The following is a 26,839-nucleotide window of genomic DNA, read 5'->3' as shown; positions in this document are numbered from 1 at the left end:
CATGCTGTATGTTCTTTCTGAACTCATCAGTATGCTTTTTTGGATTCTGCTTCTTTCCAGTTAATACCTATTATATATACGATAGTTCCATTAGCATTCTGGGTCTTGCTTTTAGTGGCTGCTCGTGGCTTTACCAGGCTGTTGGCATTCCCGGAAATAATAATATCATTGTCTATCTGGTTTAAGTCAGACCGTACTCCTTCCTTATAGAACATGTTTTTTATTTCACTCAGCGCCTGCATCATCATTTTTTCCTGGGGTGCCTGAACTGTAACGCGGAGCTTGATCTTATTTGAAGTATTAGCGGTTAATTGCCGGGCTATATTACTGATTAGCGGTATACCTTTTTTATCGAGATTGTATTTTGAATCGAGGTTAAGCTGGCCCAACTGGGTTTCCTCAACAGGACTTGTATTCCCGGGCTTTTCCTGTGCAGGGATGATTGTAAAATCAATTCTGCATTTTGGCAGTGCTTTTTGCAACTGCTCTATTTCAGCCCTGGGTATGGATGTTGTGCCAAGCGTCAGCTCCTGCAAATTTTTAAAGTTATACAACTGCGCCGGTAAAGCAGTAAGTTGTTCCTTTTCAAGGTTTAACCTGCAGATTTGCAGAGGGTCAGCAACCCTTAATGCTTCCTGCATACTATAGTAGGTATAATTACAGGGATTGACATTTACCCGTGCCTTGTTTATCTGAACTACGGCAAAATCCCTGTCAAACGGTGTCCCGGTAAAATCTTTTCTGCTCCATTGTATAATGTTGTTTTTAATATTATACCCGGTTGTATGTAAAACCCTGGTAGGACTGGTGGGGAAATCTTTTTGCAGTGCAGTAAACCGTTGATCAGCCGGTATATTTGAGCCCCCGGCATTTATATTGAGTTCTATCTTAATGGTATCTGTGTCTTCCACTCCTGCAAAAATTTTATCCAGCTTGTCTCTTTGGCCTGTAGAGAAATTAAAATGCTGTTCGATATTAGCCGAAACAATATTTGGAGAAGTATTGGCAAAATATAAGGTCATATTGTTGAACTTGTTGCAGGTTGCTTCATCTATGTTGGTTATTTCAGCCTTACTATTATACCAGTTCTCGCACAAAGACACGTTAAACGAGATATCCTTAACGTTCTTCAGGAAAAATACTCGATACCGGTTGTTTGCCCGTACTAAAAACCGGTATGTTCCTTTCTGGTCAAAGCAAATTTCATCTATTGCATAAGTGCCGTATGTTGATTTTTCACCTGTAGAATAATAGATCAGTTTTGAGGCTATGTCAATCCTTGCAAAGCGGTTATTTGCAGCGCCCCACCAGGTATTGTTTAATGACAATGGTACCGCATCGAAAGAAATGATGTTGCAGGTATAAGCAGCCGGGTCCATATCCAGGTATAATTCAGGCATGGATGAATCATTGTTACCAGTACCCATAATTACAGCTATTCCGATTCCCAGGTTTTTCTTGATGATATCAGCAATTGAATCTGCCATTGCTCTTTGATCATTGAAGTAAATGATCTTTGAAGAATCCCTGAAGGCGCTTTGGGCTGCTGCAATATCATACATTCCTAAAACATCTGATAGCTGTTGCTGAACAGCATCATAGTTTGTTTTGTTGTTGTAAAAAATGGATAAACGTTTTCTTTCTGCAAGCTCAGGTTCCCTTATATATGCATCGTAAGTGGAATCTATTGAGATTGCAGCGGTTAGGGCAGGAGAATTTTTTTGATTGATGATTAATAGCGGTTGCCTGCCGGATGATGCCTGAACAATTCCCGGAAATGTATAAACCGAATCGTTAACTTTTTTGCCGGTATAAATTGAATCAGTTTGAATGCTTAATGATATTTCCCCAAATGGATTCAGCAATGTGGTATTATGCAGGGTTACTTCCAACGACTGCCTGGTTATTTTTCTGAATGTAAATAAGCCGTTCTTATATAACAGCCAGGTAGTTGATAATGCTAAGAGTATAAAGGAGGATAAAGCAATAATGTTGCGAAGCATTTTTATTCTTCTCCGTTTTGCCTGCGCTTCTTTTTCTTTTTGCAATTGTTCATCATTACGTTGCCTGTCTTTTTCCGCTTTTTTAATATTAAGCTCGTTTAAATACCGATTAATGGGTATGGAAGAAGTAGTGTTGGGCTGCCTGATCAATGTATTCACAGCCTCTTCATGATACGTGGCATACGGCCAATCGAAATATCCTTTTTTAAGATAATCCGTTACTTTCATCAGTATTTCATCGGGTATTGGCTCAGCCTGATCATTAGCATACAGGAGGAAAAGGTTACTGTGGTGATGAAGGTCGTATTCTTCTTTGGCAAATGAATTTTCTTTGAATGTGTCTTTTATTTCTTCCAGTAATACTACAATTGCTTTTCTTGCAATTATTTCAGTAGTATTGGTGATATGCCGGAGCATTTCAAGCCTTAATTCATCATCTATCACAGTATCCTGCATCCAGCTTATGCGTGAAATTTTCAGGAGGTTCTCGTATGTGATCAGTTTTTTTTGCTTACCTGTATTCTCAAGTGCGCTGCCTATAGCCAAAGTCACATTCCAGTCAACATGAGGGTATACCGCAGTAGCGCAAACCCATTCCAGCAATGCTTCGTTTGCAAGGTATTCTGATAGCGCATCAAAGTCCTGGAAATTATAGTAACGTGCGGAATAGGTTTCTGATATCTCTATCTTATCCTGCTTGGTAGTTTCAACCTGAAGACTGATTACATCAAGTAATATCCTGAGCACATTATTTTGATACAGATCAGCAGGTATAAGTACAAGGCCTGAACGTTGTAAAATAATCTCTTTGTAAGACCAGTCTTTTTTAGGCACAGGAGTAATGATAACCTGTGTTTCCCATTGCTTTAGTTTTTCTTCTGCCCATTCCTTAATTCTTGCCTGATGGGGTTCTAACAGGTAATGAGCATGCGAAAACATCAGTAAAATGCTGTCAGGATACAATTGAATTACTCTGTCGAGCGGTAGTCTTACATGGTTAAAACGTGTATTGTTAAGATATAAGGGTTCTTTATAGTAATCGTATACTATGATATTTACCTGTTCTGCACGCAATCTTTCTATAACAAATTCAAACAGTTTTACCAGGTGACTGTCTGGATATTCCTTATCTATAAGAATAAGAAAATCTACAGGCTTTGTTTTGGGAGAAAACTCAAATGTAGGAAAGCCTCCGGCTTTTATGGTTTTACAGATGGATTTCTTGAGGTTAAGTTGTAATGTATCACTTAACTGCCGTTTACGTAAGCCATCCGCCAAACGATTTACCTGTTCGCCGGGATCAATTTTATGATCCTGGCTTTTAAATGCAATGGCAAATGGTCCGGCCTGGCGATCATTATTATCAGCAGCGCCTTTTGAGGGGAGAACAGCCTGTGTATGCTGCTTTGCTTTGGGAATCTTCCATTGTTTGTAAATATATGCCATTACAGCAGCAGGTAAAATGATCAACAAACCAAGCAGGTACAATATATTCCGGACCAACAATGATGAACCTGTTGCAACTGGCTGTAGAGACCTTGTAAGCAGTTGGTATACCGGGGTTTCATCGTACCGTGTAATAAGGGAATCTGTACAGCTATATAATCCACGGGTATCGGCAATTAATTTTACAGTATATGTTTTGTTTGATGTTTGCATTGATACAAATTCGCTGCCTGCTGTAACCAATGAATCATTCAAATACCATTTGTAAGTATACTTTTTGGATATAGATGTTGTGTCTCCGGGTACAGCCACATATTTTTTCTTTCCGTTTTTTGTTTCACGGAGTATATTCAGTATTGGTGGATGATCGCATTTCACGGTAGTATATATGCTGTCTGTCAGCACAGTGCCGGTTTGCTGGTTTAGTGCGGATGCTGTAATGAGATAATTACCTGTGTCCCGGTAAACGGTAGTTACCGTACGTGTATTTCCTGAGTGTTTATTGTTCAATCTCCACTCCACGCTATATTGATCAATTGCAGAGCTGTCATTTATATAAAGTGTATATTCAACGGAATCTCCGATAGCCACTTCAGCATATTTTCCTGCCGGCCAAAGCGTTTGCTGTGAAATACTTAAATAGAACTGATCATGCTTTTCGGATTTGAGCAGGAATAAGAGCATTGCAATCGCCAGCGCTGAAATTAAAGTTATCCACCACCAGGGTATATACTTTTTCTTTTTTACCGGTCTTGTTATATTAAGCTTTTCTGATGCTATCCATTGAATGTATTTGTCAAAAACCAGGTTGAATTTTTCCTGGTCTTCCTTATTGCGGCAGACAATAGGCCGTATATAATATTTTATTTTTTTATAGTCGTGAATTTCGTTTTCATTGAGTGAAGCCAGTACTTTTTGAATATCAAGCACGGAGGTAACACCAATATCCCGTATACCCTCTGCCCGCAGCATGGCAAGCAAAGTTTCAACCGGTATGCTGATATTGGCGTTTGCTGGCATAATGGTACATTAACAGAAGTGAGTGATTATAATTCCTTCCTTATCATTTCCATGTCGTCTTTGGTTTTTGCCAATATGGGTATTGAATATCTCAGGATGGTTTTTTTATCTTCTGGCAGGTTTGTAAAATCCACATCACCGGTAAAAAAATTGTTTAATTCTAAAACCTTTATCCATTCAAGCAGCTCTGAAGTGGCAGGCTTTTTATCTTTAAACCTGTCTTTTAAAATATAGAACTGGTCAACGGCTTTATCAAACCCTTTCATTTTTTTAGCGAGCTCCTCATCTGTCAGAGCATTTTCTGCATATAATTCTTTAAGATAAGGAGCCATGCGGCTGCTTACGATTTTGTATAAAGATTCTTTTCCTGGCGAAGGAATATGATAGAAAAGGCAACGACGGAGAAATGCATCGGGAAGATTTTTTTCAAAATTGCTTGTCATGATCACTACAATAGCGGGAAATGGCTTCTGGCTTTTATCCTTAGCAATCTGTTTATTTAATTCCTGTATTTTAAATTCATAATGCTCAATTTCATTTAGTAAGTCGTTAGGGAAGTCCCGTGGCGCCTTATCAATTTCATCTATCAGTACCACACTGCTGGCCGGTTTATTTTGTATGCTTTTATTAAAACCATTCAGCCGCGACAGCGCCTGCAAATCCTCGTTGCCCAGTATCGCATCCTTACCAAATGATTGGATGATTGCTTCACCTAAAGCATTTAACTGTATAAAGGAATGAGGGGTGATTTCTTCAACCGTGCCTTTGTTTTCCTGTGCAGCAGTATTAATAATATTTCTTTTCTGAAAATGACCAACGGCATCATAATAATAAAACAAGTCGCTTGCAGCAGATGTGGTCTTGGTATTAAAAACAAATGGGGTGCTTAAAAATGGGGCAAATCCATTCAATGCCGGAGCTTTGCCCAGTTCCTGCGCAACCTTAAAAGCCAGTTGTGTTTTGCCGGTACCCGGCGCGCCTGTAAGCAGTAGCGGCTTTTGTAACCAGATGCTCATATTTACAGCCTCTGTAAGTTCATGGTCGTGTATTACATAATCATCAGGCCTGTTGGCAGATGAAACCTGGATATTCTTTATAGTAAACATATTTAACTGTTGAATTTTTTAGTATTATAATGATCAATGATCTTCTCCATAGCTTCTGCAGCATTGTCCATAAAGTATTCCTGGTTCATATCCCGTTCAATGGTTGAAAAATGTTCTTTTACCTGATTGTCAATTTCAAACTGGTTTTCTCCCAGGTTGTTTTCCAGCATCCATTCCACTATAATATCATCGTTGATTTTTTCCAGTACCGGCATCTTTTTGTTTTCAAAGTGTGGCATATTCTCAAAATCTTTTATCATCACATCTTTGTCAGCGGTTTCATCATTGTATTGCACGTGCGTAAAGAAAATGATCTTTTTATTTCTGTATAAAGGGTTATCAACCTGGGAAAATTCAGTATAAAATTTTTGAATACCTTCTTTGTACACGTCAATATGATTTTTGAGAAATGTGCTTTGAATAATGATACTGATCACGAGACAATTTTTATTTACTTTATTAAGACAATCAAAAAAGCTGTCTGCAGAAAAAACAGTTATGACCTCATTCGTTTTAGACTGTAGCTGGCTTAGCAATTTGTTTTTAATATCCTGTTTAATTTTCTCCCCGTCTGAAGGTGGATTGGAATTGGCCATGAATCTTATATCAAGCGTTTCATTATTTCCAAACTGGTTTCTGATACTGTAAATGCAACGGTTAACCATCATTGAATGCCCATTGTATTTATGCCCGCATACCATAAAAAAATAGATATGGTGATGTACGTTTTGCATAATGCTATTTGTGAAGAACCGGGCCTGTTCTACCCTGTCGCAAAGCAGCTTTGTTTCGCCGGGAATAAATTTCTTTTTAAAATCTCCCGTTTCTGCTACTACGGCGGCTAATACAAGACCGGGAAGATCTTTGTAGTCATCAAACACGCCTGTAAAGAAAGGCGTGGTTTTTATTTTGCTGATAAATTTTAGCAGTCGTTCATCTGCAATTGGTTCTTTAACGGCTTTAAAAAAAATCAATCTCTTTTTTTTGTTCATTACTGCAGCATCATATTCATACTCAGTATAGGATAAGGGGAGTTGATTACCGTTCTCATCCATAGCTAATGAACCATATTTATCTCCTATTATTCCAACATATATATCCGCGTCTGCAACATCTTTCTGGCATTTATCTTTAATAGACTGAGAAAGAGCCGGAGGATATTTTTCCATACATACAGTAATGTATTGAGCCTGATCGAGTCTTAATCTTAAGAGATTACGATCTTCAATTAAGTCTCTGTAAGTTGATGATATGTAAATAGAATAAGCGCCCATAAAAGTAAAAGATGCCTGCTGGCTTCAATACCTTGAATACAATATGGGGTGCAGATACAAGGAGTATTGCAAAAGATAAGGATCGCATCGGAGCCGGAGATATCAGCATTTTCCAGCGCTTTGTTAATACCACAGGATCGGTAAGATGTTCTGATTCGGTAAGCAGCGTGAAATTTATAAATCTATCTTAATACAGGCAAGCATTAAATAAAGCCAGTTACGCTTACCGGGATAGTGTTATACCGACCCTGAATTTAATAATTTTTTATTAAATATTCCCGGTTGTCATGGCAGAGTTGCATTACAAATTTTCGCACTGCAAGTAGGCGGTGAGATACCGTCTCCTGACGCAGACCCTGGTTATGTCTTCAACAACCAGCGAAAATTTGGAATACGCCCGGGACAGGACTGATTAATAATTGAATGTGGCAGTACCCTGCACATAATGAAATAGTCTATAGGCGTAGTATTGTATACCAGCGCTGATGTCACGAATAAATTTTGAGCAAACGCCGTCAACAACCTGTAATATTTTCAGCCAATGGCAACAGAAGAACAAAGAAATGTTGTTATTGTTACTTGTTTTCAGCACGGAAGGTGTTGGTTAAACAATAATATTGTATCAAGCCCGTGTTTAATATCATACTTCTTTTCTTAATATTTCCAATGGAGGCAATTTCACTACATCCCTGCTGTTAAACAATCCAATTAATACTGTAACAGAAGATATGGTTAAGAACAGAATTATTACAGGCCACCAGGATGGATAAAATGGCGCATTGAATGTAAAATGAGCTAAAGCCCAGCTACCGGCTAATGATAACAATATGCCGGTACCGGCAGCAAGTGCCCCAAGAAAGAAGTATTCTAATGTAATGATAAAATATATCTGCCTGCGGCTGGCGCCCAGGGTACGCAGCAAAATACTTTCCTGCATACGTTGATACTTGCTTACAAATACAGATGCGATCAATACGATCAGCCCGGTAGCAATACTGAATCCTGCCATAAAGCGGATAACAAAACCTATTTTTTCCAATACTTCATCCAGCACTTTCAATATCAGTCCAAGATCAATAATGGAAATGTTGGGGAACTGCCGTACAACAGCCTGCTGAAAGGATGCCGATACTTCACTGGAAGGAACTCGTGTTACCAATACGTGAAATTGTGGAGCGTTTTCAAGCACACCCGAAGGAAATACTACCCTGAAATTGGTTTGTACTCTTTGCCAGTCTACATCGCGTATGCTGCCTACCACAGCCGGCATTAATGTGCCCTGCACATTAAATACAATGCTATCGCCTATGTTAGCCCTGATATGATCTGCCCATCCTTTTTCAAGAGAGATATATATGGGGTGTCCCTGCTGGTATCCATGCATATCTATTTTTCCTGCCGTTAATTTCTCCGAGTCTGTTAAGGTATCTCTGTACGTTACTCTTATTTCTCCTTCAAATGCACGACGTGGGATTCGAAGCGATGAATCTTTTCTTACATCTTCTGCTGTTTTGCCATTTATCTCTTCAATACGCATTGTTACAATAGGCACCTGCTGCTGCAATGGTAATTTAAATTGTTTTGCAAGATTTGCTACAGCCTGTTTTTGATTGCTCTGTATATCAAACAAAACCATATTTGGCTGGTTGCCGCTGGCGGATAATGATACCCGGTTCATTAATGTGCCCTGTATAAAGTACAATGTGCCGATGAACAACGTTCCCAAACCTATCGTAACTACCAGTAATATAGTTTGATTATTGGGGCGATATAAATTGGCAAATCCCTGTCGCCATACATAACTGAACGAAGAAGGGAAAAACCTTTTTACAGTCCATCGCAACAACAACGCAAACAACGTAAGGAGAATAAAAGCCATAAGAATTGCAGTTGTAAAAACAACTGCCTGCATCCAGCTTTCCATCTGCATCCTCGCAAATAAGCATACAAAAAACAGAATAATGCCGAACAGGATTAATTGTAACGGATCTTTCCATGCAGGCCGCAACTCCAATGAAATGCGTAATGTATATAAAGGAGAAATATTCCTTATTGAAAGCAACGGTAACAGACCAAATAATAATGAGATCACCACACCCAGTCCAATACCTTTAATAACTGCTCCCCACGAAATGAAAGTTGTAATTTGTACGGGAAGCAAATCTTTTAATACAAATGGCAATAGCTGCTGGGCTATGGTGCCCAGCATAGCGCCGGTTACAGCACCAATAAATCCTATTACACCAATCTGGATAAGATATATAAGAAAGGTTTGAATACCTGATGCACCGAGGCAACGCAGCACAGCTATACTGTTTATTTTTTCCCGTATATAAATATTAATAGAACTGGCAATGCCGATACACCCCAGTAGTAATGCAATAAAGCCTACCAGGGTAAGAAATTTTGACAGATCATCAAATTGACGGCTGGTTTGCTTTTTCCTGGATTCAGCAGTATCATAATCCCAACCTGTTTTGTCAAGTGTTTCTTTTACAGCATTTAGTTGTCTATCTAATTGTGTTGCAGAAGCATATTTAAAATAGTAGGTGTATTTAAACCGGCTGCCTTTTTGAAGTAACCCGGTTTGCTCCAGGTACCGGAAAGGGATGTATACCGGCGCTGCAACGGTAGTAGAAATACCTGTGCGCCCGGGAGCCTGTGTTAATATACCTGCAATTGTAAAATCAAGTTCACCTATTTGTATGGTATCGCCAACCCCGGCATTATACTGAAGCATCAGGGTCTTATCTACCAAAGCCTGTCTTAACTCACGGAAATCTGTACCCGCGTTTTGGGGAATAGTTTCAAAGCTGCCATAGTAAGGATAATTACCTTCCAGTGCAAGTACTTCAACCAACCTGGTGCCATTACTTTTTTTGAAATAAACCATTGATGCAAAACTGCATTGCTTTGAACGTTCATCTCCTAATGAATCAATCAGTTTTGCTATGGCGGTATCTGGTAACCGGTTGTTATCAATTACCAGGTCGGCGCCTACCAAGGCCTTTGCCTGGTTATCAATATCTCTTCTTACATTATCTTCTAAAGAAAATATTGCAACCAATGCAGTAATACCAATGATAATGGAAGAAATAAACAGCAATAGCCTGCCGCGGTTACGCCTGCTGTCACGCCATGCCATTTTCAGCAACCAGGAAATACCAATGCTTTTCTTATTCGTTGCCTGTAATTGATCCATGCTTTTTATTATGCCGGTAACATAATATTCCCGGTTGCTTCATCGGAAACAATATGTCCTCCTTTTAATTTTATAATACGGTGCGTGCTTGCAGCCAGCTCAGGATTATGTGTTACAATAATCAGCGTAGTTCCTGCTTCTTTATTCAGGTCAAAAAGCAGTTGTACAATTTTATAACTGGTTTCATCATCAAGATTTCCGGTTGGTTCATCTGCAAACAGAATTTTGGGATTGGTTGAAAAAGCTCTTGCAATAGACACACGTTGCTGTTCACCGCCGGATAATTGTGCAGGATAATGGTGCATGCGTTCTGCCAATCCGACTTTGTCAAGCAAGAGCGCTCCTCTCTCCCGTATATGCTTTTCATTTCTCAGTTCCAGGGGCACCATCACATTCTCTAACGCAGTCAGCGTAGGCATAAGCTGGAAATTCTGAAAAATAAAGCCAAGATAACGGTTACGTATACCTGCTCTTTCATCTTCATTCAAATGATCTAACCGTATACCGTTAAGGATCACGGAGCCACCGCTTGCCCTGTCTAGACCAGCGCAAAGTCCAAGCAAAGTGGTTTTGCCACTACCTGAAGGACCAATAATGGATACAACAGAGCCTTCTTGTATGGAGAAATTAATATCATGCAGCACTGTAAGTGTTTTACTGCCGCTTTTGTAAGATTTGCTTATATTATTTACCTGTAATATTAAGTTCACTTTTATTGTTTTAAAGATTGCATGCAAATTCGTTTAGTTTGCTTAAGAGTTATTTAAATTACAGTATTTTTAAAACTTAGTAACAGGTTTTTGATGAGCGTAAAACAATATTCCTGCGGCGCATATGCATGGGCTATATGTGCAATGCTTTTTTGGACTACGGCATGCAACAATCCGGCCCCGGCGCCTGTGCCTGAAAAGAAGGTTGATAGTGCTGTTGCAAAAGCATTAACTACAACTCAAAAAATGAATATTATATTTTTTGGGAATAGCTTAACAGCTGGCTATGGGTTAGATTTAGCGGAAGCATTTCCTGCCATCATTCAGCACAAATTAGATTCATTGCACTATCCCTATAAAGTTATTAATGCAGGTTTAAGTGGTGAAACTACGGCAGGTGGCAAAAGCAGGGTTGACTGGATATTACAGCAACACGTGCATATTTTTGTGTTGGAGCTGGGTGGTAATGATGGGCTGAGAGGAATTGCCCTTACAGAGACTTCGCAAAACCTGCAGGCTATTATTGATAAGGTAAAAAGCAAATATCCTGATGTAAAAATACTGTTGACGGGTATGCGTATTCCACCTAATCTTGGAAAAAAATATGCAGATGAATTTCATCGGTTGTATAAAGTACTGGCAGAGAAAAACAAAATAGCTTTTCTTCCCTTTTTACTCGAAGGCGTAGGCGGTGATGAGAAGCTTAACCAGGCAGATGGAATTCACCCCACAGCAGAAGGACAGAAGATGGTTGCTGATAATGTTTGGACGGTGTTAAAAGATTTGTTGTGAAGCATTGTTATGCCTCCATTACTTACGGGTAGGGGAGAGCGGGTACATTCCAATTGTTGCTGCAATTTTAATTGCCTCACCCTTTTATCCCCTCCCCGTACAGCAGAAAGGGAAGAGCGGTGCGACAATTTGGACTGCGCCCGGAGCAACCTGCCCAATGCACGTCTGCCCTACTGTAGTAAGTGTGAATATTGAGTGTAGTCCTAATCAAATTTAGACGTTAGAATTGCTTTTTCTATTTCCTCACCGAATTTCCTATCTGTAAAGTCAACTTTTATTATAAAAAAATAATTTTTCACTTGCACAAGATAAATTCCGCGGTGTTCACCTGGGTATCGGCTGTCATGAACCTGTAGACGTTTACGTTATCTGCTGTCAAAACAGAAGAGGCTGTGTCATAGTATGTCATTTGCTGCTTAGCGATCATTTGCTGCATGTGTTTTGAAAATTCATAGTACTGCGCAAAGTCACCTGTCTTTGCTGTCTGTCTTGTAAAATTGAATGATGCTATGTTGTTACCGTCAGGTGATGAAACAACTAATAATCCTTTCATGAGATCAGCCTACAGCTCCCGCAGTTTTGATGTATCTGTAATTGCTTTACCGTTTGTATCTACAAAAGAAGGTGTTGGGAAATTGTCCTGGAAAACATAGTTGTCTGGCAGGTTAATATGCAGACCAATGTCTTGGAAATTAAATTGCTTGTAGTTCTGCCCGCAGGAGCTTAGCGACAATATTGATACACTTAAAAATAGGAAAATCATTCTCATATGGTTACGAACAACGGTACGGACTGGCGATATGGCGGAATTCCGTAATTTGTTGGCCCGTAACCGATGCTAAACTTATAAATAAAAGTTGATTGTTTATTCTATTGTGTGGCTTTATTCGTCGATCTGGTGCTGTTAGCAGATGTTTCGATTTTTATAAATGAAAGCTCTTCTAGAGAATGTGACACAGCAAATAAAGCATATCCATTATCTTTTAATGTCTTTAATAGTTTGGCTGTTTTAGCTTTGCCATCAACAAAAAACCGCTCATGTCGTTCTAGCAATATCTGATTGATTTGTACCGGGGAAGTAAGAATGCTTTCAATTATCTCATATTCAGAGCCTTCAATGTCCATCTTTAATAAATCTATATAATTATGACCAAGTTCATTTGTAACGTCTGTTAAACATTTCATTGGTGCGAGGATAAAGTCGCTTTCATTCACATTCTGATGATTTATAACGCTACCTGACACATAATTTTTATTTTTCGGTAAGTTGAAATTTACAAAGCCGCTTTTAGAATCAATGCCGTATTCAAAAAATCTGAATTTTGAAGGTAATTGTTGTTTTTTAATCCAGTTAATAGATTTTGGAGTGGGATCAAAGGCAAACAAATGACAGTCATGTTTTTCTATAATCGCTTTATCGAAAGATATATCTTTCCCTATCCCAAATGAATATACAATTGAATCTTTGCTTAAAATGTCTGGATGAACATAAAAACCACCATATGTATTTCCATACCATTCATGCTTACATTCAACTTCTATTTTTACAGGACTTTTACGTCCAGTCAAAATATTTACTTTTTGCTTCAACCTTCTCAAGAGTTGTTTAGTCATAATTCGTAGGCTTAAAATGTTTGTTAATGGACAGGGCTTGCTGCTATGCTGGTGTTCTGTATTCCGTAACTAATGCTAAATTTATAAATAAAAGCTGATTGTTTATTCTATTGCCTGGGGGTATTCGTTGGCCGGGACTGAAGCCGATTAGCGAGTTGTTGAAGTTATGTACAAAAGCTGATAGTTATTCGTCGAGCTCGAACCGAAGCCGGGATTTGCAATTAGCTGATGGTACAACGTCCAGCCCAACTTGCATAAAACCCGCTGTTGGGCGAAGTTATTTTTACTATTCCATCAAGGATTTCTTATACAACTTGCGTACACTTGAAATGTCATTTGAACTATATTGTCTAAGGCAATATTCAAAAATATCAAATTCTAAAGACGGAAGATTTTGGTCTAAATATTTTTTATGTTTATTGTAAGCCGTCCTTGTTAAGAAATATCCATCTAAAAGACGTGGGTCTTTTTTTATGTCAATTTTGAAGATTTCAATAAATTTTTGGATTGGAATATGTGATACGTTTTCAAAAGCATAGATATATTTATACTTAGGATTTCGCAACGCAATTTCAAGGTAAAAGAAATAATACTTGGATGCCATTCTTTAAACGTCTGAAGTTAACTATATATTAAGATCCCTTTTATGTCCACAGGCAGCACAAAAGGAAGCTTTTGCTGTACGATATGGTTTGCCACAATTTTCACACGGCGGTCCGTAAAGTGCAATTCTGTGATGAATAATCGAATTTGGATTGGTGTCCATTTCGCCTGTTAAATTAAAATAATAATCTACTATGTCTTTGTTTCTTTCTTCCCTTGAGCTTGCAGACGTATTTCTAATCATTTTGCCGTATAAATCATACGCAATTGCATATTCATCTTCGTCGAGCATTGTTACTTCCATCTTACATCTCCAACACCAAAGCTTTTGCATTGAGAAATATTAATTATAAAATTTAGAGTGTGCCTACACAATTTCGCCCAACGTCCACAGCTTTGCGTTCGGCAGCGCATTTGAAAAACGTCCAGCCCGGAACTGCTGCCGATGTAAGATACAAAAGTTGAAAATATGTTTTATTGCTCATTAGCGTTCGGTCAGCCGGATATGAAGCTGATAGTAGTACTAAGATGAGGTTTTATTCGTCGCCCCTTGCTGACGCAAAACTTCATGTTGGTGGCTGGCGTTTTTCAGTCGAACCATTCTTTTCCATTTTCTAATCGCTCCAAAAAGTCTGTGAAAGAAGTTCCTATTTCAATATGAGCTTCTTTCTCAATAATAAAGGGCGATAGTACAATTCTCAATTCACCTTCATTTGGCTGTTCAATTGCAATATATTCTCCGCCGCCGTTTCCACCAATTCCTAATGTCTCTGGTAAATATTTGAAAATTTGATAGCCAGTATTTATCTCTATTATTTCGTCAAAGTTCCAAAGTCTTACATTTTCTTCACCAATTAAACCCTCAAACTCTAAATAATTTGAAGCAAATGTTTTGTAATCGTCTGGAAGTTTGAAGTTTATAATTTTTTCAACTTCCTCAAACGTTACCCTTAATTTGTTAACTCGTCTGGCAATTTCATATTTTGATAATATTTCTTCAAATTGCTCCATGCTATTCAAACTGTTCTTCCACGTTCGCTAAAATTTCGCAGTCGCAATAACCTCCGTGGTCTGCCAACCATTCCAAAACTTCGTCCACTTTTTCAATGTTGGATTGCAGTAAAAATGTTTTGGTCAAACTATTTGTGTCGTCGCAACCTTTGTCATTAAGTTGTGTGTCCAAATGGTCAAATAATTTTTTGAAGTTGTCTCTACTCATTGGAAGACTGCCTTCAAATTCTTGGTCAGCCTTATTTTTAAGGTCGTCTATTATTTGCTTTCGCCTTTCTTTTTCGTTCTTGTCTGGCATTTTGAAAATTTGTAGGGTGTCGCTTTACGCTTGCCACCAACACGTAGATTTATGTTATAATACGCTATTCAGTAAAAAAATCAGTGCTGAAAATCAATTATTTAACGTTATACATTCTGTATTGTTATTAGTACAATACACTTTTAATATTTCACCACTCAATATCCTCATTTTTCCATAAATCATCAAACGGACTGCTGATATTTACCAATTTATTTTTGCTTACGTATAAATACCTTTTGGTAGTTTTTATATTAAAATGTCCCAGAAGGTCTTTTATATACCTGATGTCTGTTCCTTTATCCAGCAGGTGGGTGGCAAAACTATGGCGGAGGCTATGCACACCTATTTCTTTTCTAATTCCGGCTTTGTGTTTGGCATTATTGAAAATTTGCTGCACGGTGCGTGTGGGGTAACTGGTACCAGTTTGCTCCGATTCGAAAAGGTAAACTTTTGGCTTCGGTATATATGTTTTTACATAATTTCTTAGGATGTCAAGTAAAACAGGGCTAAGATTTACATAGCGGTCTTTCTTGCCTTTTGCTTTCTCAATAAATAGCTGCATACGTTTACTGTCAATGTCCCTGATCTTTAATGCTACAATTTCGCTCACTCTTAATCCTGCACTATATGCCGTAAACAGCATTGCCTTATGTTTTTTATTAGGCAGGGAATTAAACAGTTTAACTAACTCTGCTTCATTCAATAGCCTGGGCAATTGTATGCCTCTTTTTGGTCTCGGTATTTCCCAAAAAAATTTCTTCTTTTTTCAATACCTGTTCATAATAAAATTTCAGGGCATTTATCCGGATGTGCAAAGTGTTTTCACTCAGCTTCAGCATTTCAAAACAATATTGCAGGTAACTTTTGATGCGGTTAATGGGAAATTCATCTGCACTGGTTGCTTTTATAGCCTGTAAAAAAACGCTCATCTCATTCAGGTATGTTCTGATAGTGGAAGGGCTGTATGCTTTTAATACTAAAGTTTGATGCATTGCCGGTAAAACATGCCGGTTAACGGGATTAATATCTGCCGCGGGTTTTATGTTATTGCTGCGCATAGTTTGATATAAAGCCTGTACATTAATTGCCGGCTTAGCAGGCACATGGACAGGGGCTTTTTTATATTGCTTTAAAGCGCTGTTGTCAATAGCTGCAAACGGTTCAATATTTTTCAGCAATTCATCATAACAGGCTCTTGTAAAAGGCAGGTACCAGCATTTATTGGATTCGCTCCATTTTATTTGCCTGGTTTTTCTAACTGCCTTTTGTAAATCCGGCAAATGTGGAAAATGTATGCCAATCCATGTGCTTCCCTTATGTATTAAGGGTGTTAATCTGATTTTTTGTTTGGTGTTTTGCATAGTTTCGCCCGCTCAGTTACATGAGTGTTTTATGGTTAAACGTGGAGGAGAGATGTGAAAAGAAAAACATTAAACGAAGAAGCGGGAAACGTGAAAACCCGCGTTTCATCGCTCACTTCTCACGAACTGCTCTTTACTTTTTACAAAAGGTTAATCAACGATATTGTAATGCTGTAAAGGGTCGTTTACCTGCTGAGTAGTATTACCGAACGTACAAGTGTGCGACGCAATAATAGCCTGATAGCAGCACCAATGCTTGTTCCATATTTTCTTCTTTATTGACTACCCTGTAGGTGCATGTAAAAGTTAGCCATAAGCTTTGGAATGCGGAAATAAAAGCAGCACCATTTTTTTATAAATATTATGGCAGCGCGAAAGTCACATAACTATCCCCGCCCGGTTTGCCGAGCTTGCCGCCTCCGCAGGCTATTACCACGTATTGTTTGCCGTTTATGGAATAGGTTGCCGGTGTGGCAAAGCCGGGCGCCGGTAAGTTTGTTTCGAATAATAAAGCGCCGGTTGCTTTGTTGAATACCCTGAATTTACTGTCGCTGGTGGCGGCGATAAATAATACACCGCCTGCTGTAATAACGGGCCCACCATAGTTTTCTGTGCCGGTATGATATCCTTTTTCTTTCAGTTCAGGATAATCACCCAATACCTGTTTCCAAACCAGCTCACCTGTATTAAGGTTGATGGCATTTAATGTGCCCCAAGGTGGGGCAACCGCAGGATACCCTTCCTGGGTAAGGAACTTGTGATACCCTGTGGAGTTGTAAGGCAGGTGATAATATTCATCTTCGGGTTTGGGTGGCTGCACAAATGCTTTTTGCTGGTTTTGTTTTTCATCCAGAATAAAAGATGCAAGCGCCTGTTTCTCTGCTTCGCTGAGTTGTGCAAAAGCAGGCATCATTCTTCTGCCTGATGTGAGCAGCGAGAAAAACTGCTGTGGCGTATATTTTTCCTTTGCGTTTTTAATAGCAGGAAAATTTCCGGCGCCCTGCCTGTCTGCTCCATGGCAGTTCATGCACAACGCAGTATATAGTCGCCTGGCTGCCTGCTGGTTGGTTTCGGTGCCTCTTGCCTTCTGCTTTACGTCTACCATTGTAAGTATCCATGGCATTTCGCTGGCATTTACATATAGTATCCCCGTTGCAGGGTCAAAGCCGGATCCACCCCATTCCGCGCCGCCATCAAAGCCGGGAAAGATAACCGTTCCTTCTTTGGTTGGGGCATTGAACATATTGCCGGTTTTATAAGATGCAAGTCTTTTTTTAATATCCTGGTAAGATGAATCGGCAACCAGTGTATTCAGATCGTTTTCCGTTAACACCTGCCGCACAAAAGGTTTGGGCACGGTGGGTACCGGCTGAGTAGGGGAGAGCTTTTCTCCGGTCAGGGATGTTTCTGTTGGCACAGGTACTTCTTCTACCGGGTAAACAGGTTTGCCTGTTGCCCTGTCTAACACAAATACATAACCGCTTTTGGTAACCTGCGCCACTGCCTCAATTTTTTCCCCTTCTTTTGTAAGCGTTACAGGAATGGGAGCTGTGGGCAGGTCCCTGTCCCATACATCGTGATGCACGGTTTGAAAATGCCAGATGCGTTTGCCTGTGCCGGCATCAAGCGCCAGCACGCAATTAGCGTACAGGTTATTGCCTGTCCTTTTACCGCCGTAAAAATCAAAAGAGGCGGAGCCTGTGGGAGAAAACAATATGCCTTTTTCTTCGTCAAGACTGAAGCCGGCCCACGCGTTGGCGCCGCCGATATGTTTGTAAGCAAGTGTATCGTCCCAGGTTTCAAAGCCAGGTTCGCCGGGCTGTGGTATGGTATGAAAAATCCAGCGGAGCTTACCGGTGTGTACGTCATAGGCGCGTATATGTCCGGGGGCAGCTATAGGACCTTCTTCCACTCTTGTGCCTACAATGATCATGTCTTTATAGATCATGCCGGGTGTTGTGGAAATAACATATAGGTTTTCCGCACCTTCGCGCAGGTCATTATGTAAATCAATTTTACCATTAGTGCCAAAGCCTGTTATTGGCTTTCCTGTATTGGCATTGATGCAATAAAGTTTTGAGTTGGCACTGAAAAACAGCCTTGGTTGGCTGGTATCGTTTTTATAATAGCTTGTGCCACGGTATACATTAAACGAAAATTTGCCATTGCGGTTTTCACCTGCAGAATCAGCAACAGGATCGTATGTCCAAATGGGGTTACCGGTAGCAGCATGAAGAGCAATAAGCTTCAGCCGCGGAGATATTATATACATGGTAGTATCAATGATCAGCGGGTTTACCTGCATCTGGGTCATATTATCTCCATCGCCTGTGCTGAACTGCCATGCAACTTTAAGCCGGGAGGTATTGGCGGTATCGATTTGTGCAAGAGAGGAGTAATGGTTGTTTGCTTTATTACCACCATAAGCCGTCCAGCCGGTGTTGGCTGCGGTTGATTTTTTATCATTACAGGATATAATAAAGAGGATAGATGCAAGCAGGAAGTATATACTATTTTTTGTCATCGTTAGAGTTGTTTACCTCACCTTCTTATCCCTCTCTGCGCAACGGAGGGAGACGGTGCTACAGAAAAAGTACAAACTATATTGCTACCACATCAGCTAGAACCTCAACCTCATTCTCTCTCTCCATGTAATGGCGGGGAGCGGCGCTGCAGCATAAATCCAGGCTATATCACTACCACATCATCTGCAAAATATATCCAAACAAGACGTTTATCCGTTTTCACATTTCTGGTCTTTCTATCTTCGGGTTGCCGCTCTTACCATTTTTAAAACTGCCGGGAATTTAGTCACCCCTCTCCACTCCGTGGAGAGGGGCCGGGGGTGAGGGAATTAGAATTTATTCTTCCACATCATGCTCTCCACGGGTTTATCCGGCTGCCCGCTGTATTTGGCGCTTTTTTTCTGGTTGTATTTTTCTTCAATTTCTCCTTCCACCGGGAAATAGATCAGTTGCCCTACAGGCATGCCTTTATATATACGCACCGGTTGTTTTACGGATATCTCCAGCGTCCAGTTGCCACAAAAACCTACATCACCCTTTCCTGCTGTAGCGTGAATATCTATGCCCAGCCTTCCCGTGGAGGATTTTCCCTCAAGAAAAGGCACATGCGCATGCGTTTCTGTGTACTCAAGCGTTACGCCCAGGTAAAACACATGGGGGTATAATACAAAGCCCTCATCAGGAATTTCAAAATGCTCTATTTCATTATGTTTTTTGGCATCAAGAATATGATCGCGGTAAGTGGCCAGCCATTTGCCGAGATGCACATCGTAAGAGTTGCTGCCAAGGCATTCGCGGCGGTAAGGTGATAATACAATTGTTTTCTTTTCAATTTCTTCGAGTATACGCTTGTCGGATAAGATCATTCCGGTAGAATTATATAGTTATTTTGTATGAAATTATTTTAAGCTGTTATTTAAACATTAATGAGTTGAGATTAGGTAAGGATACAGCAATTTGCTGGTTTTATGATCATTAATGATAATAAGGCTGCTGCTTACTACATCTTAACTTCTTAATGTATTGTCAATCAAAAATAATTGTTTGACAATTTGCTTACAGCAGGCGAATTTCGCATTTCGTTTTGGGTAATGCCTTTATTTTATCAACATAATATTAACGAGTACACCCGGCTGGCGGTTTGGCATATTACCGAGCCGGAAAGCTACTTTATTGCACAGGTGCCTTTGCAGCGGGATATCACTCATCCGCATAAGCGGCTACAGCACCTGGCAGGCAGGTATATTCTGCGGCTGCTGTTCCCTGAATTTCCTTTTGACCTTATACGAATAGCCAGTACTAAGAAACCCTATCTGCCAGACGATGCTTTTCATTTTTCCATATCACATTGCGGTGATTACGCCGCAGCGATTGTCAGCACTCACCAGCGGGTAGGCATTGATATAGAAATACCAACCCCTAAAGTGGCGCGTGTTCGCCATAAGTTTTTGCATGCGGTAGAATGGGAAGCGGTTGAACGAAGCAGCGCCTGTATTGAACATGACGCCGATGCGGATATGATAAGAAAGCTCACGCTTTTATGGAGCGCGAAGGAAGCGGTTTTTAAATGGTATGGCAATGGTGAAGTGGATTTCAGCGAGCATATACGTTTGAAAACAGAGGGTTTGAAAGCATCAGGCGACGGAATCATTCAGGCATCTTTTTTAAAAGAAGCGCCGGCACATTTCACGCTGCCATTTCATTTATTTGAGCAGCTTTGCATGGTATGGGTTGTTACATGAAATAAATTTTTTATGGTATTAGTATTCAGAACGCAAATACCTGGCAGGTAAAATTATATTGATATCACCATGCATAAATCCTTACAGGTAACCGGGTTGGCACCTCTTTTGTCTGGCTACACCAAAGGCGGAATTGAAAAAACGAGTAGTGCATTTTTTTCAAAAGACAAAAAGCAGCGTTTCTTTTTGAAGCAGGTGATATGTAATCCACCGGCAGCGGAGACAAAAAAAATTAAGGCTGTTTTTTTTATACGCAGCCTGTGCTTAATTCAATATTTGTATTGATAAAAACACTGCTGTCCGGTTAAAAATATTATGAAATAGCTCAATCCCTTTACTATAGCAGGTTCTCTCTCCGCGGGGAGCCCCGATAGCTATCGGGAGGGGTGAGGCGATTAACTGAATTTAAAATGCTTATTACAATTTGCCGGACAATAATGTTATAAAACATTTAACCAAAACCTGTGATGTGCGCTATAGTGTAATTGATAAAATTTATCTTGCTTTACAGCAGATTAAACGCCTTTCTATATGATGAATGCTTTTACCCGTTCCTTTATTAAAATGCCTGTTTTTTTTCTCGCTTTCTGTACCATGCTCCTTACGGTAGCCTGTAACAAAAAAGAAAAGATCAAAGCGGTAAACCCTGAATTCAGCAAATATATTGATGGATATACTTCCGGCGTAATTTCAAAAGCCGCTGCTATACGGGTACGCCTAACCGAAGAAACGCCTTCTACGCACACTGTTAATGAACCACTGAAAGAAGCGCTGTTCAGCTTTTCACCTTCGGTAAAAGGTAAAGCCTATTGGGTTGATGCAAGAACAATTGAGTTTAAACCTGATGAAAACCTGAAGCCGGATCAGCTGTATACCGTAAACTTTAAGTTGGGCAATACCACCACTGTGCCGGATGATTTTAAAACCTTCAGCTTTAATGTGCAGGCTATTAAGCCGGCATTTACCGTTACTGAAAACGGGTTGAAGGTTACAGGCAATTCAAAAGATATGATGCAGCTTACCGGCCTTGTTGAAACTGCGGATATAGAAACGGCTGCAGCTGTAGAAAAAATACTGGTTGTTATATATGCCGGAAAATCAACAGCCATCAAATGGGAGCATAATGAGCAGGCACGTACCCATAAGTTTATTGTTGAAAATATTAAACGCAGCAATGCAGCTGCTAACCTGCAATTGCAATGGGATGGCGCCGCGCTTGATATAAAAGATAAAGGAGAAAAAATTATTGAAGTTCCTGCGGCGGGTGATTTTAAGGTGCTGGCCGTTCGCGCTGTGCAGAACGCGGAGAATTATGTGCTGGTACAGTTTTCTGACGCTATTGCCACCAGCCAGCAACTGAATGGACTGATCACCATCAGTAATAAAGTTGACTTAAGTTATAGCATTGATGGCAGCGAGGTGAAATTATATGTAGCTGATGATTTTGATGGAAATTATTCCGTGAGTGTTAACGAAGGCATTGAGAATATATGGAACAAAAAATTACAAAAAACTTTCAGTGCTAACCTGTTTTTCGAAAACAGGTTGCCGGCTGTAACGATACGCGGCCGTGGTGTGATATTACCCAATACAGGTAAGCTGGTGTTGCCCTTTGAAAGCGTAAACCTGGGCGCGGTAGATGTAAGTATTATAAAGATTTATGAAAATAATATTCCGCAGTTTCTGCAGGTGAATAATATTGACGGAGAATCTGATCTTCGCCGTGTAGCCACTCCTGTGGTGCAGCAAACCATCCGCCTGGATAATGATAAAACACTTGACCTTCACAAAAAACAAAAATTCTCCCTTGATATAGATAAATACCTTAAAACAGAGCCTGGTGCTATATATCATGTAACCATTGGTTTCCGTCCTGAATATTCATTGTACAATTGCTCAGAGGATAATAAGAAAGCCGGAGATGATGAAGACGAAGACTATGGATATAACTGGTATGATGAAGAAAGTGAAACAACCGGTCCTGATAGCGATGACGGTTTCTGGAAAGTATATAATGCATATTATCCTTACGGTTATAACTGGCGTAAAAGAGATGATCCATGCAGCCCTTCCTATTATAACCGGGAAAGATGGGCAAGCCGTAATGTGCTGGCATCTAACATCGGCCTTACCGCAAAACGCGGAACAGATAACAGTATGAAAATTATTGTTACGGATATACTCACCGCGCAGCCAATGGCTGATGTTGATCTTGAGCTGCTTGATTACCAGCAGCAGGTATTGTTTAAAACAAAGAGTGATAAAGAAGGTTTTGCTTCATTCGACCTGAAAAAGAAACCTTACCTGCTGGTTGCTAAAAGAGCTAACGAGAAGGGATACCTGAAGCTGGATGATGGCAATTCTTTAATGCTGAGCCGTTTTGATGTGGCGGGAGAAGAAGTGAAGAACGGGCTCAAAGGATTTATTTTTGGTGAGAGAGGCGTATGGCGCCCGGGCGATACTATGTATATCAATTTTGTAGTAGAAGATAAGGGCAATAAGTTGCCTGAAGATCACCCGGTAGAGTTTAATTTGATAAATCCGCAGGGGCAGTTGTATAAAAAGATGATCACCACAAAAGGGGAGCATGGTTTTTACCTGTTTACGGTTGCAACAGATGCGGCTTCACCAACAGGTAACTGGCTGGCAAAAGTCAAAGCGGGCGGAGCTGTATTTGAAAAGCGACTTAAGGTGGAAACGGTAATGCCTAACCGCTTAAAAATCGATCTTGATTTTGGTAAAGATGTAGTATTGGGCAAAAACGCGGCTACCAGCGGCACCCTTAATTCAAAATGGTTATTTGGCGCGCCTGCAAAAAATCTTAAAGCCAATATACAGGCTTCTCTGTATGCAAGAGGAACAAGCTTTAAGCAATATCCTCAATACCATTTTGATGATCCCACTACATCTTATAAAACAGAAACTAAAACAATATTTGACGGAACACTGAATGCAGAAGGTACTGCGCCGGTGAATGCGAATTTTGAAGTAGGCAAAAACGCGCCGGGTATGCTGAGTGCCAGTATGCTGGTAAAAGTATTTGAACCGAGTGGCGCTTTCAGCGTAGATAATATGGTATTGCCCTATAGTCCTTTTAAAAGTTATGTTGGTATCAACATGCCGGAAGGGCCAAAGCCCTGGAAATTTTTGTTGACGGATAAAACCTATGAGCTCCCTGTAGTTAATGTAAATGCAGAAGGCAAACCACTCACCGGTACACAAACCGTAAAAGTGGAAATATACCGTGTAAGCTGGCGCTGGTGGTGGGATAATACAGGAGACGGATTGAGCAATTTTACACAGGATACCTATAATAAATTATTGAAAAAGGACACACTTCGTTTAACCAATGGTATTGGTAAATGGAGCTTTAGTGCGCCGGGGGGCGAGTGGGGAAGGTACCTGGTACTGGTGCGGGATATGCAGAGTGGGCATACTACCGGGCAGGTTGTATATTTTGATGATCCGTGGTGGCAAAGCAGGAGCAATGCTGACGATCCTTCTGCGGCAGCAATGTTATCTTTTACCACAGATAAACAAAAATATAATGTAGGGGAAGATGTAACATTAAATATACCAAGCAGTAAAGGTGGCAGGGCATTGATCAGTATTGAATCAGGAAGCCGGGTTATAAAAACAGACTGGATTGAGACACAACAGGGACAAACTATCTATAAGTTCAGGGCAGAGCCCGGCATGGCGCCGAATGTATATGCTAACGTTAGCCTTCTGCAACCACATGCACAAACTGTAAATGATTTGCCTATACGCATGTATGGTGTAATGCCTGTTTTAATTGAAGATAAGAATACTGTTCTAAAGCCGGTGATTAATATGCCGGATGCGTTGCGCCCTGAGCAAAATTCTTCCATAACTGTTTCTGAAACATCGGACAAGCCAATGGCATATTGTATTGCCATTGTTGATGAAGGCCTGCTGGACCTTACAAGGTTTAAAACACCTGACCCGCATGCCGCGTTTTATGCAAGAGAAGCATTGGGCGTTAAGAGCTGGGATCTGTTTGATAATGTAATAGGCGCATGGGGTGGGGGACTGGAACGCATTCTTACCATTGGGGGTGATGAAGCGGCAGGCGGAGGCGCTAAAGAAAAAAGAGCGAACCGGTTTAAGCCTGTAGTGAAATATATGGGGCCATTCTACCTTGGTAAAGGTGAAAAGAAAACACATACATTCCGGTTGCCACAGTATATAGGTTCTGTTCGGGCAATGGTAGTAGCTGCTGCTGATGGCGCTTATGGTTTTGCAGACAAAACGGTAACGGTTAAAAAGCCGCTGATGATCTTAGGGACCATGCCGCGTGTATTAGGACCATCCGAAACGATCAAGCTACCTGTTACTGTTTTCGCGATGGAAAATAATATTAAGCATGTTACGGTTAACCTGGCAGCCAACGCGTTTCTGCAACCGGTTGGCAGTGCATCACAGCAGGTGTCTTTTACAACGCCGGGAGAGCAGATGGTATACTTTGATGTGAAGGTGAAAGAGCATACTGGTATTGGTAAAGTAAAAATTACAGCTTCAGGAGGTAATGAAAAATCAGACTTTGATGTTGAGCTTGATGTGCGCAACCCCAGCCCTGTTGTAACCAATGTGCTTACCGCAACAATAGCTGCAGGTAGCCGCTGGAATGAAACGGTTGTTCCCATAGGTATACCTGCCAACACTAAGGCTACGCTTGAAATATCAGGCATACCGCCTATTAATCTTGAAAAGCGTTTGGATTATCTCATACAATACCCCTATGGTTGTATTGAGCAAACAACATCAGCGGTATTTCCACAATTGGTATTGAACCAGCTTACAGATTTAAGTGACCGGAAAAAAGCGGATATAGAAAAGAATGTGCGCAGGGGTATTGAACGCTATAAAGAATTTCAACGCCCTGATGGCGGGTTTAGTTATTGGCCGGGATTAATGGAAAGCGATGAGTGGGGCACCAATTATGCAGGTCACTTCCTGTTGAAAGCGCAGGAGAGAGGCTATATTGTTCCGGTAGAAATGCTGCAGCAGTGGACTACTTACCAGCGTGGCAAGGCAAATGCATGGGCGCCATCTACCACTAATTTTTATGGTGGTGATTTAACGCAGGCATACAGGTTATACCTGCTGGCACTGGCAAAGTCTCCTGAAATAGGCGCGATGAACAGGCTGAAAGAATTTAAATATTTATCTCCGGAAGCAAAATGGCGGCTGGCTGCTGCATATCAACTGGCTGGTCAGCAAAAAACGGCTGCTAATCTTATTGCAGGGTTACCAACAACATTCGAGCAACGTAAATCGCCGGGCTATACTTATGGTTCAAGCCTGCGCGACCAGGCTATGGTATTGGAAACGCTTACGCTGATGGGTAAACGAAGTGAAGCCGAAGCTGTGCTGAATGATATTTCTGCAAACCTTGCTTCTGAAAGCTGGTACAGCACACAAACAACAGCTTATAGCCTGATTGCTATTGCGGCATACTGCGGCGCTAACCCAAGCGGTGAAAAAATAATTGCAACGGTAACGGCAAATGGTAAGAATGTTGACATCAGCAGCAGATCATATATTGCTCAAACAGCGGTGAATGCTGCCGATGCAAATAAAAATGTAAGTGTTGTAAACAAAGGCAACAATACTTTATATGTGCGCCTGATTGTGCAGGGGCAGCCATTAACAGGCGAAGGTATACCTGTGAAGAATAACCAGGATATACTTTCCCTGGCGGTAAGCTATTTAACGCTTGATGGAAAACCGATCGGTAGTATTGATCAGTTGCAACAGGGAACGGATTTTGTAGCAAAGGTTAGCATAAGAAACCCGGGTATTCGTGGGCGTTATGATAATATGACTTTATCGCAGATATTCCCCGGAGGTTGGGAAATACTGAATACACGTATGCTGGATAATGAAGGAAGTTTCAAATCTTCCCCGTTCACGTACCAGGATGTGAGAGACGACCGGGTATATACGCATTTCAATATCCGCGAAGGAGAAACGCTTACGTATTATGTAATGTTGAATGCTGCTTACCTAGGAAGATATTTTCTGCCGGGTACCTATTGCGAAGCAATGTATGATAATACCATAAGCGCTGGAGTACAGGGTAAGTGGGTAGAGGTGGTGAGGTAG

Annotated in this window: 18 protein-coding genes; 4 read left to right on the top strand and 14 right to left on the bottom strand. The window is 40.5% G+C overall.

The window, feature by feature from the left end; translation table 11 throughout:
• Nucleotides 1-26: 26 nt before the first annotated feature.
• From DC498_RS01170 to DC498_RS01160, 3 genes are read right to left on the bottom strand one after another with little or no spacing between them, the layout of a single operon-like run.
• Nucleotides 27-4,469 carry a PKD domain-containing protein gene (locus tag DC498_RS01170; RefSeq protein WP_116872283.1) on the bottom strand — a complete coding sequence of 1,481 codons (4,443 nt, stop codon included), beginning with the start codon at nt 4,467-4,469 and terminating at the stop codon, nt 27-29.
• A gap of 26 nt (nt 4,470-4,495) precedes the next feature.
• A complete protein-coding gene (locus DC498_RS01165; RefSeq protein ID WP_116872282.1) occupies nt 4,496-5,575 on the bottom strand; it encodes an AAA family ATPase in 1,080 nt (359 codons plus the stop codon).
• A 2-nt stretch (nt 5,576-5,577) separates the two neighbouring features.
• On the bottom strand, nt 5,578-6,849 hold the full coding sequence (locus tag DC498_RS01160) for a DUF4062 domain-containing protein (protein WP_116872281.1): 1,272 nt from the start codon (nt 6,847-6,849) through the stop codon (nt 5,578-5,580).
• A 485-nt stretch (nt 6,850-7,334) separates the two neighbouring features.
• Between DC498_RS01160 and DC498_RS26620 the strand changes: the two genes are divergently transcribed.
• On the top strand, nt 7,335-7,457 hold the full coding sequence (locus DC498_RS26620) for a hypothetical protein (protein WP_255415812.1): 123 nt from the start codon (nt 7,335-7,337) through the stop codon (nt 7,455-7,457).
• A 32-nt stretch (nt 7,458-7,489) separates the two neighbouring features.
• Here the strand turns inward: DC498_RS26620 and DC498_RS01150 are convergent, their stop codons facing one another.
• Both DC498_RS01150 and DC498_RS01145 read right to left on the bottom strand, forming a co-directional pair.
• Nucleotides 7,490-10,051, bottom strand: coding sequence for an ABC transporter permease (locus tag DC498_RS01150; protein WP_116872279.1), 2,562 nt, complete (start codon nt 10,049-10,051; stop codon nt 7,490-7,492).
• An 8-nt stretch (nt 10,052-10,059) separates the two neighbouring features.
• Nucleotides 10,060-10,761: an ABC transporter ATP-binding protein gene (locus DC498_RS01145; protein ID WP_116872568.1), complete on the bottom strand. Its 702-nt coding sequence runs from the start codon at nt 10,759-10,761 to the stop codon at nt 10,060-10,062.
• A 93-nt stretch (nt 10,762-10,854) separates the two neighbouring features.
• Here DC498_RS01145 and DC498_RS01140 point away from each other — a divergent pair, with 93 nt between their 5' ends.
• Nucleotides 10,855-11,553, top strand: coding sequence for an arylesterase (locus tag DC498_RS01140; protein WP_206197495.1), 699 nt, complete (start codon nt 10,855-10,857; stop codon nt 11,551-11,553).
• A 562-nt stretch (nt 11,554-12,115) separates the two neighbouring features.
• Here the strand turns inward: DC498_RS01140 and DC498_RS25945 are convergent.
• The 9 genes from DC498_RS25945 to dcd all read right to left on the bottom strand — a co-directional run bounded on the left by DC498_RS25945 (nt 12,116) and on the right by dcd (nt 19,834).
• Nucleotides 12,116-12,316 carry a hypothetical protein gene (locus DC498_RS25945; protein WP_133176725.1) on the bottom strand — a complete coding sequence of 67 codons (201 nt, stop codon included), beginning with the start codon at nt 12,314-12,316 and terminating at the stop codon, nt 12,116-12,118.
• A 107-nt stretch (nt 12,317-12,423) separates the two neighbouring features.
• On the bottom strand, nt 12,424-13,167 hold the full coding sequence (locus DC498_RS01130; RefSeq protein WP_116872277.1) for an FkbM family methyltransferase: 744 nt from the start codon (nt 13,165-13,167) through the stop codon (nt 12,424-12,426).
• Nucleotides 13,168-13,792: 625 nt separating this feature from the next.
• On the bottom strand, nt 13,793-14,104 hold the full coding sequence (locus DC498_RS01120) for a hypothetical protein (protein ID WP_116872275.1): 312 nt from the start codon (nt 14,102-14,104) through the stop codon (nt 13,793-13,795).
• A 254-nt stretch (nt 14,105-14,358) separates the two neighbouring features.
• Nucleotides 14,359-14,781 carry an SMI1/KNR4 family protein gene (locus DC498_RS01115; RefSeq protein ID WP_206197494.1) on the bottom strand — a complete coding sequence of 141 codons (423 nt, stop codon included), beginning with the start codon at nt 14,779-14,781 and terminating at the stop codon, nt 14,359-14,361.
• 1 nt (nt 14,782) lies between these two features.
• Nucleotides 14,783-15,079 (bottom strand): DUF2695 domain-containing protein, encoded by a 297-nt coding sequence (locus DC498_RS01110; protein WP_116872273.1) that lies wholly within the window; start codon nt 15,077-15,079, stop codon nt 14,783-14,785.
• Between the two features lie 151 nt (nt 15,080-15,230).
• Entirely contained in the window at nt 15,231-15,725 is a 495-nt protein-coding gene (locus DC498_RS01105; RefSeq protein WP_240627813.1) for a tyrosine-type recombinase/integrase, read from the bottom strand.
• A gap of 52 nt (nt 15,726-15,777) precedes the next feature.
• A complete protein-coding gene (locus DC498_RS01100; RefSeq protein ID WP_116872271.1) occupies nt 15,778-16,443 on the bottom strand; it encodes a phage integrase N-terminal SAM-like domain-containing protein in 666 nt (221 codons plus the stop codon).
• Nucleotides 16,444-16,804: 361 nt separating this feature from the next.
• Nucleotides 16,805-18,967, bottom strand: a complete 2,163-nt coding sequence (locus DC498_RS01095) for a pyrroloquinoline quinone-dependent dehydrogenase (RefSeq protein WP_116872270.1) — start codon at nt 18,965-18,967, stop codon at nt 16,805-16,807.
• 330 nt (nt 18,968-19,297) lie between these two features.
• Nucleotides 19,298-19,834 (bottom strand): dCTP deaminase, encoded by a 537-nt coding sequence (dcd, locus tag DC498_RS01090; protein ID WP_116872269.1) that lies wholly within the window; start codon nt 19,832-19,834, stop codon nt 19,298-19,300.
• Nucleotides 19,835-20,008: 174 nt separating this feature from the next.
• On the opposite strand from dcd, the gene DC498_RS01085 reads away from it, so the two are divergent.
• Complete coding sequence (locus DC498_RS01085) at nt 20,009-20,710, top strand: 4'-phosphopantetheinyl transferase family protein (protein ID WP_240627811.1); 702 nt, start codon at nt 20,009-20,011, stop codon at nt 20,708-20,710.
• Nucleotides 20,711-21,241: 531 nt separating this feature from the next.
• A complete protein-coding gene (locus tag DC498_RS01075) occupies nt 21,242-26,839 on the top strand; it encodes an alpha-2-macroglobulin family protein (protein WP_116872267.1) in 5,598 nt (1,865 codons plus the stop codon).

The sequence above is a fragment of the Terrimonas sp. genome (assembly GCF_003075435.1).
Taxonomy (GTDB): Bacteria; Bacteroidota; Bacteroidia; order Chitinophagales; family Chitinophagaceae; genus Agriterribacter.
Note: the sequence above shows the minus strand (reverse complement) of the source record. Positions and strands in the feature narration are given on the sequence as shown.

What these genes read in the sequence shown, in the direction of transcription:
- DC498_RS01170 (WP_116872283.1), bottom strand. Translation starts at nt 4,469, where the DNA reads ATGCCAGCAAACGCCAATATCAGCATACCGGTTGAAACTTTGCTTGCC.
- DC498_RS01165 (WP_116872282.1), bottom strand. Translation starts at nt 5,575, where the DNA reads ATGTTTACTATAAAGAATATCCAGGTTTCATCTGCCAACAGGCCTGAT.
- DC498_RS01160 (WP_116872281.1), bottom strand. Translation starts at nt 6,849, where the DNA reads ATGGGCGCTTATTCTATTTACATATCATCAACTTACAGAGACTTAATT.
- DC498_RS26620 (WP_255415812.1), top strand. Translation starts at nt 7,335, where the DNA reads ATGTCACGAATAAATTTTGAGCAAACGCCGTCAACAACCTGTAATATT.
- DC498_RS01150 (WP_116872279.1), bottom strand. Translation starts at nt 10,051, where the DNA reads ATGGATCAATTACAGGCAACGAATAAGAAAAGCATTGGTATTTCCTGG.
- DC498_RS01140 (WP_206197495.1), top strand. Translation starts at nt 10,855, where the DNA reads ATGAGCGTAAAACAATATTCCTGCGGCGCATATGCATGGGCTATATGT.
- DC498_RS25945 (WP_133176725.1), bottom strand. Translation starts at nt 12,316, where the DNA reads ATGATTTTCCTATTTTTAAGTGTATCAATATTGTCGCTAAGCTCCTGC.
- DC498_RS01130 (WP_116872277.1), bottom strand. Translation starts at nt 13,167, where the DNA reads ATGACTAAACAACTCTTGAGAAGGTTGAAGCAAAAAGTAAATATTTTG.
- DC498_RS01120 (WP_116872275.1), bottom strand. Translation starts at nt 14,104, where the DNA reads ATGCAAAAGCTTTGGTGTTGGAGATGTAAGATGGAAGTAACAATGCTC.
- DC498_RS01115 (WP_206197494.1), bottom strand. Translation starts at nt 14,781, where the DNA reads ATGGAGCAATTTGAAGAAATATTATCAAAATATGAAATTGCCAGACGA.
- DC498_RS01110 (WP_116872273.1), bottom strand. Translation starts at nt 15,079, where the DNA reads ATGCCAGACAAGAACGAAAAAGAAAGGCGAAAGCAAATAATAGACGAC.
- DC498_RS01105 (WP_240627813.1), bottom strand. Translation starts at nt 15,725, where the DNA reads ATGCTGTTTACGGCATATAGTGCAGGATTAAGAGTGAGCGAAATTGTA.
- DC498_RS01100 (WP_116872271.1), bottom strand. Translation starts at nt 16,443, where the DNA reads ATGCAAAACACCAAACAAAAAATCAGATTAACACCCTTAATACATAAG.
- DC498_RS01095 (WP_116872270.1), bottom strand. Translation starts at nt 18,967, where the DNA reads ATGACAAAAAATAGTATATACTTCCTGCTTGCATCTATCCTCTTTATT.
- dcd (WP_116872269.1), bottom strand. Translation starts at nt 19,834, where the DNA reads ATGATCTTATCCGACAAGCGTATACTCGAAGAAATTGAAAAGAAAACA.
- DC498_RS01075 (WP_116872267.1), top strand. Translation starts at nt 21,242, where the DNA reads ATGATGAATGCTTTTACCCGTTCCTTTATTAAAATGCCTGTTTTTTTT.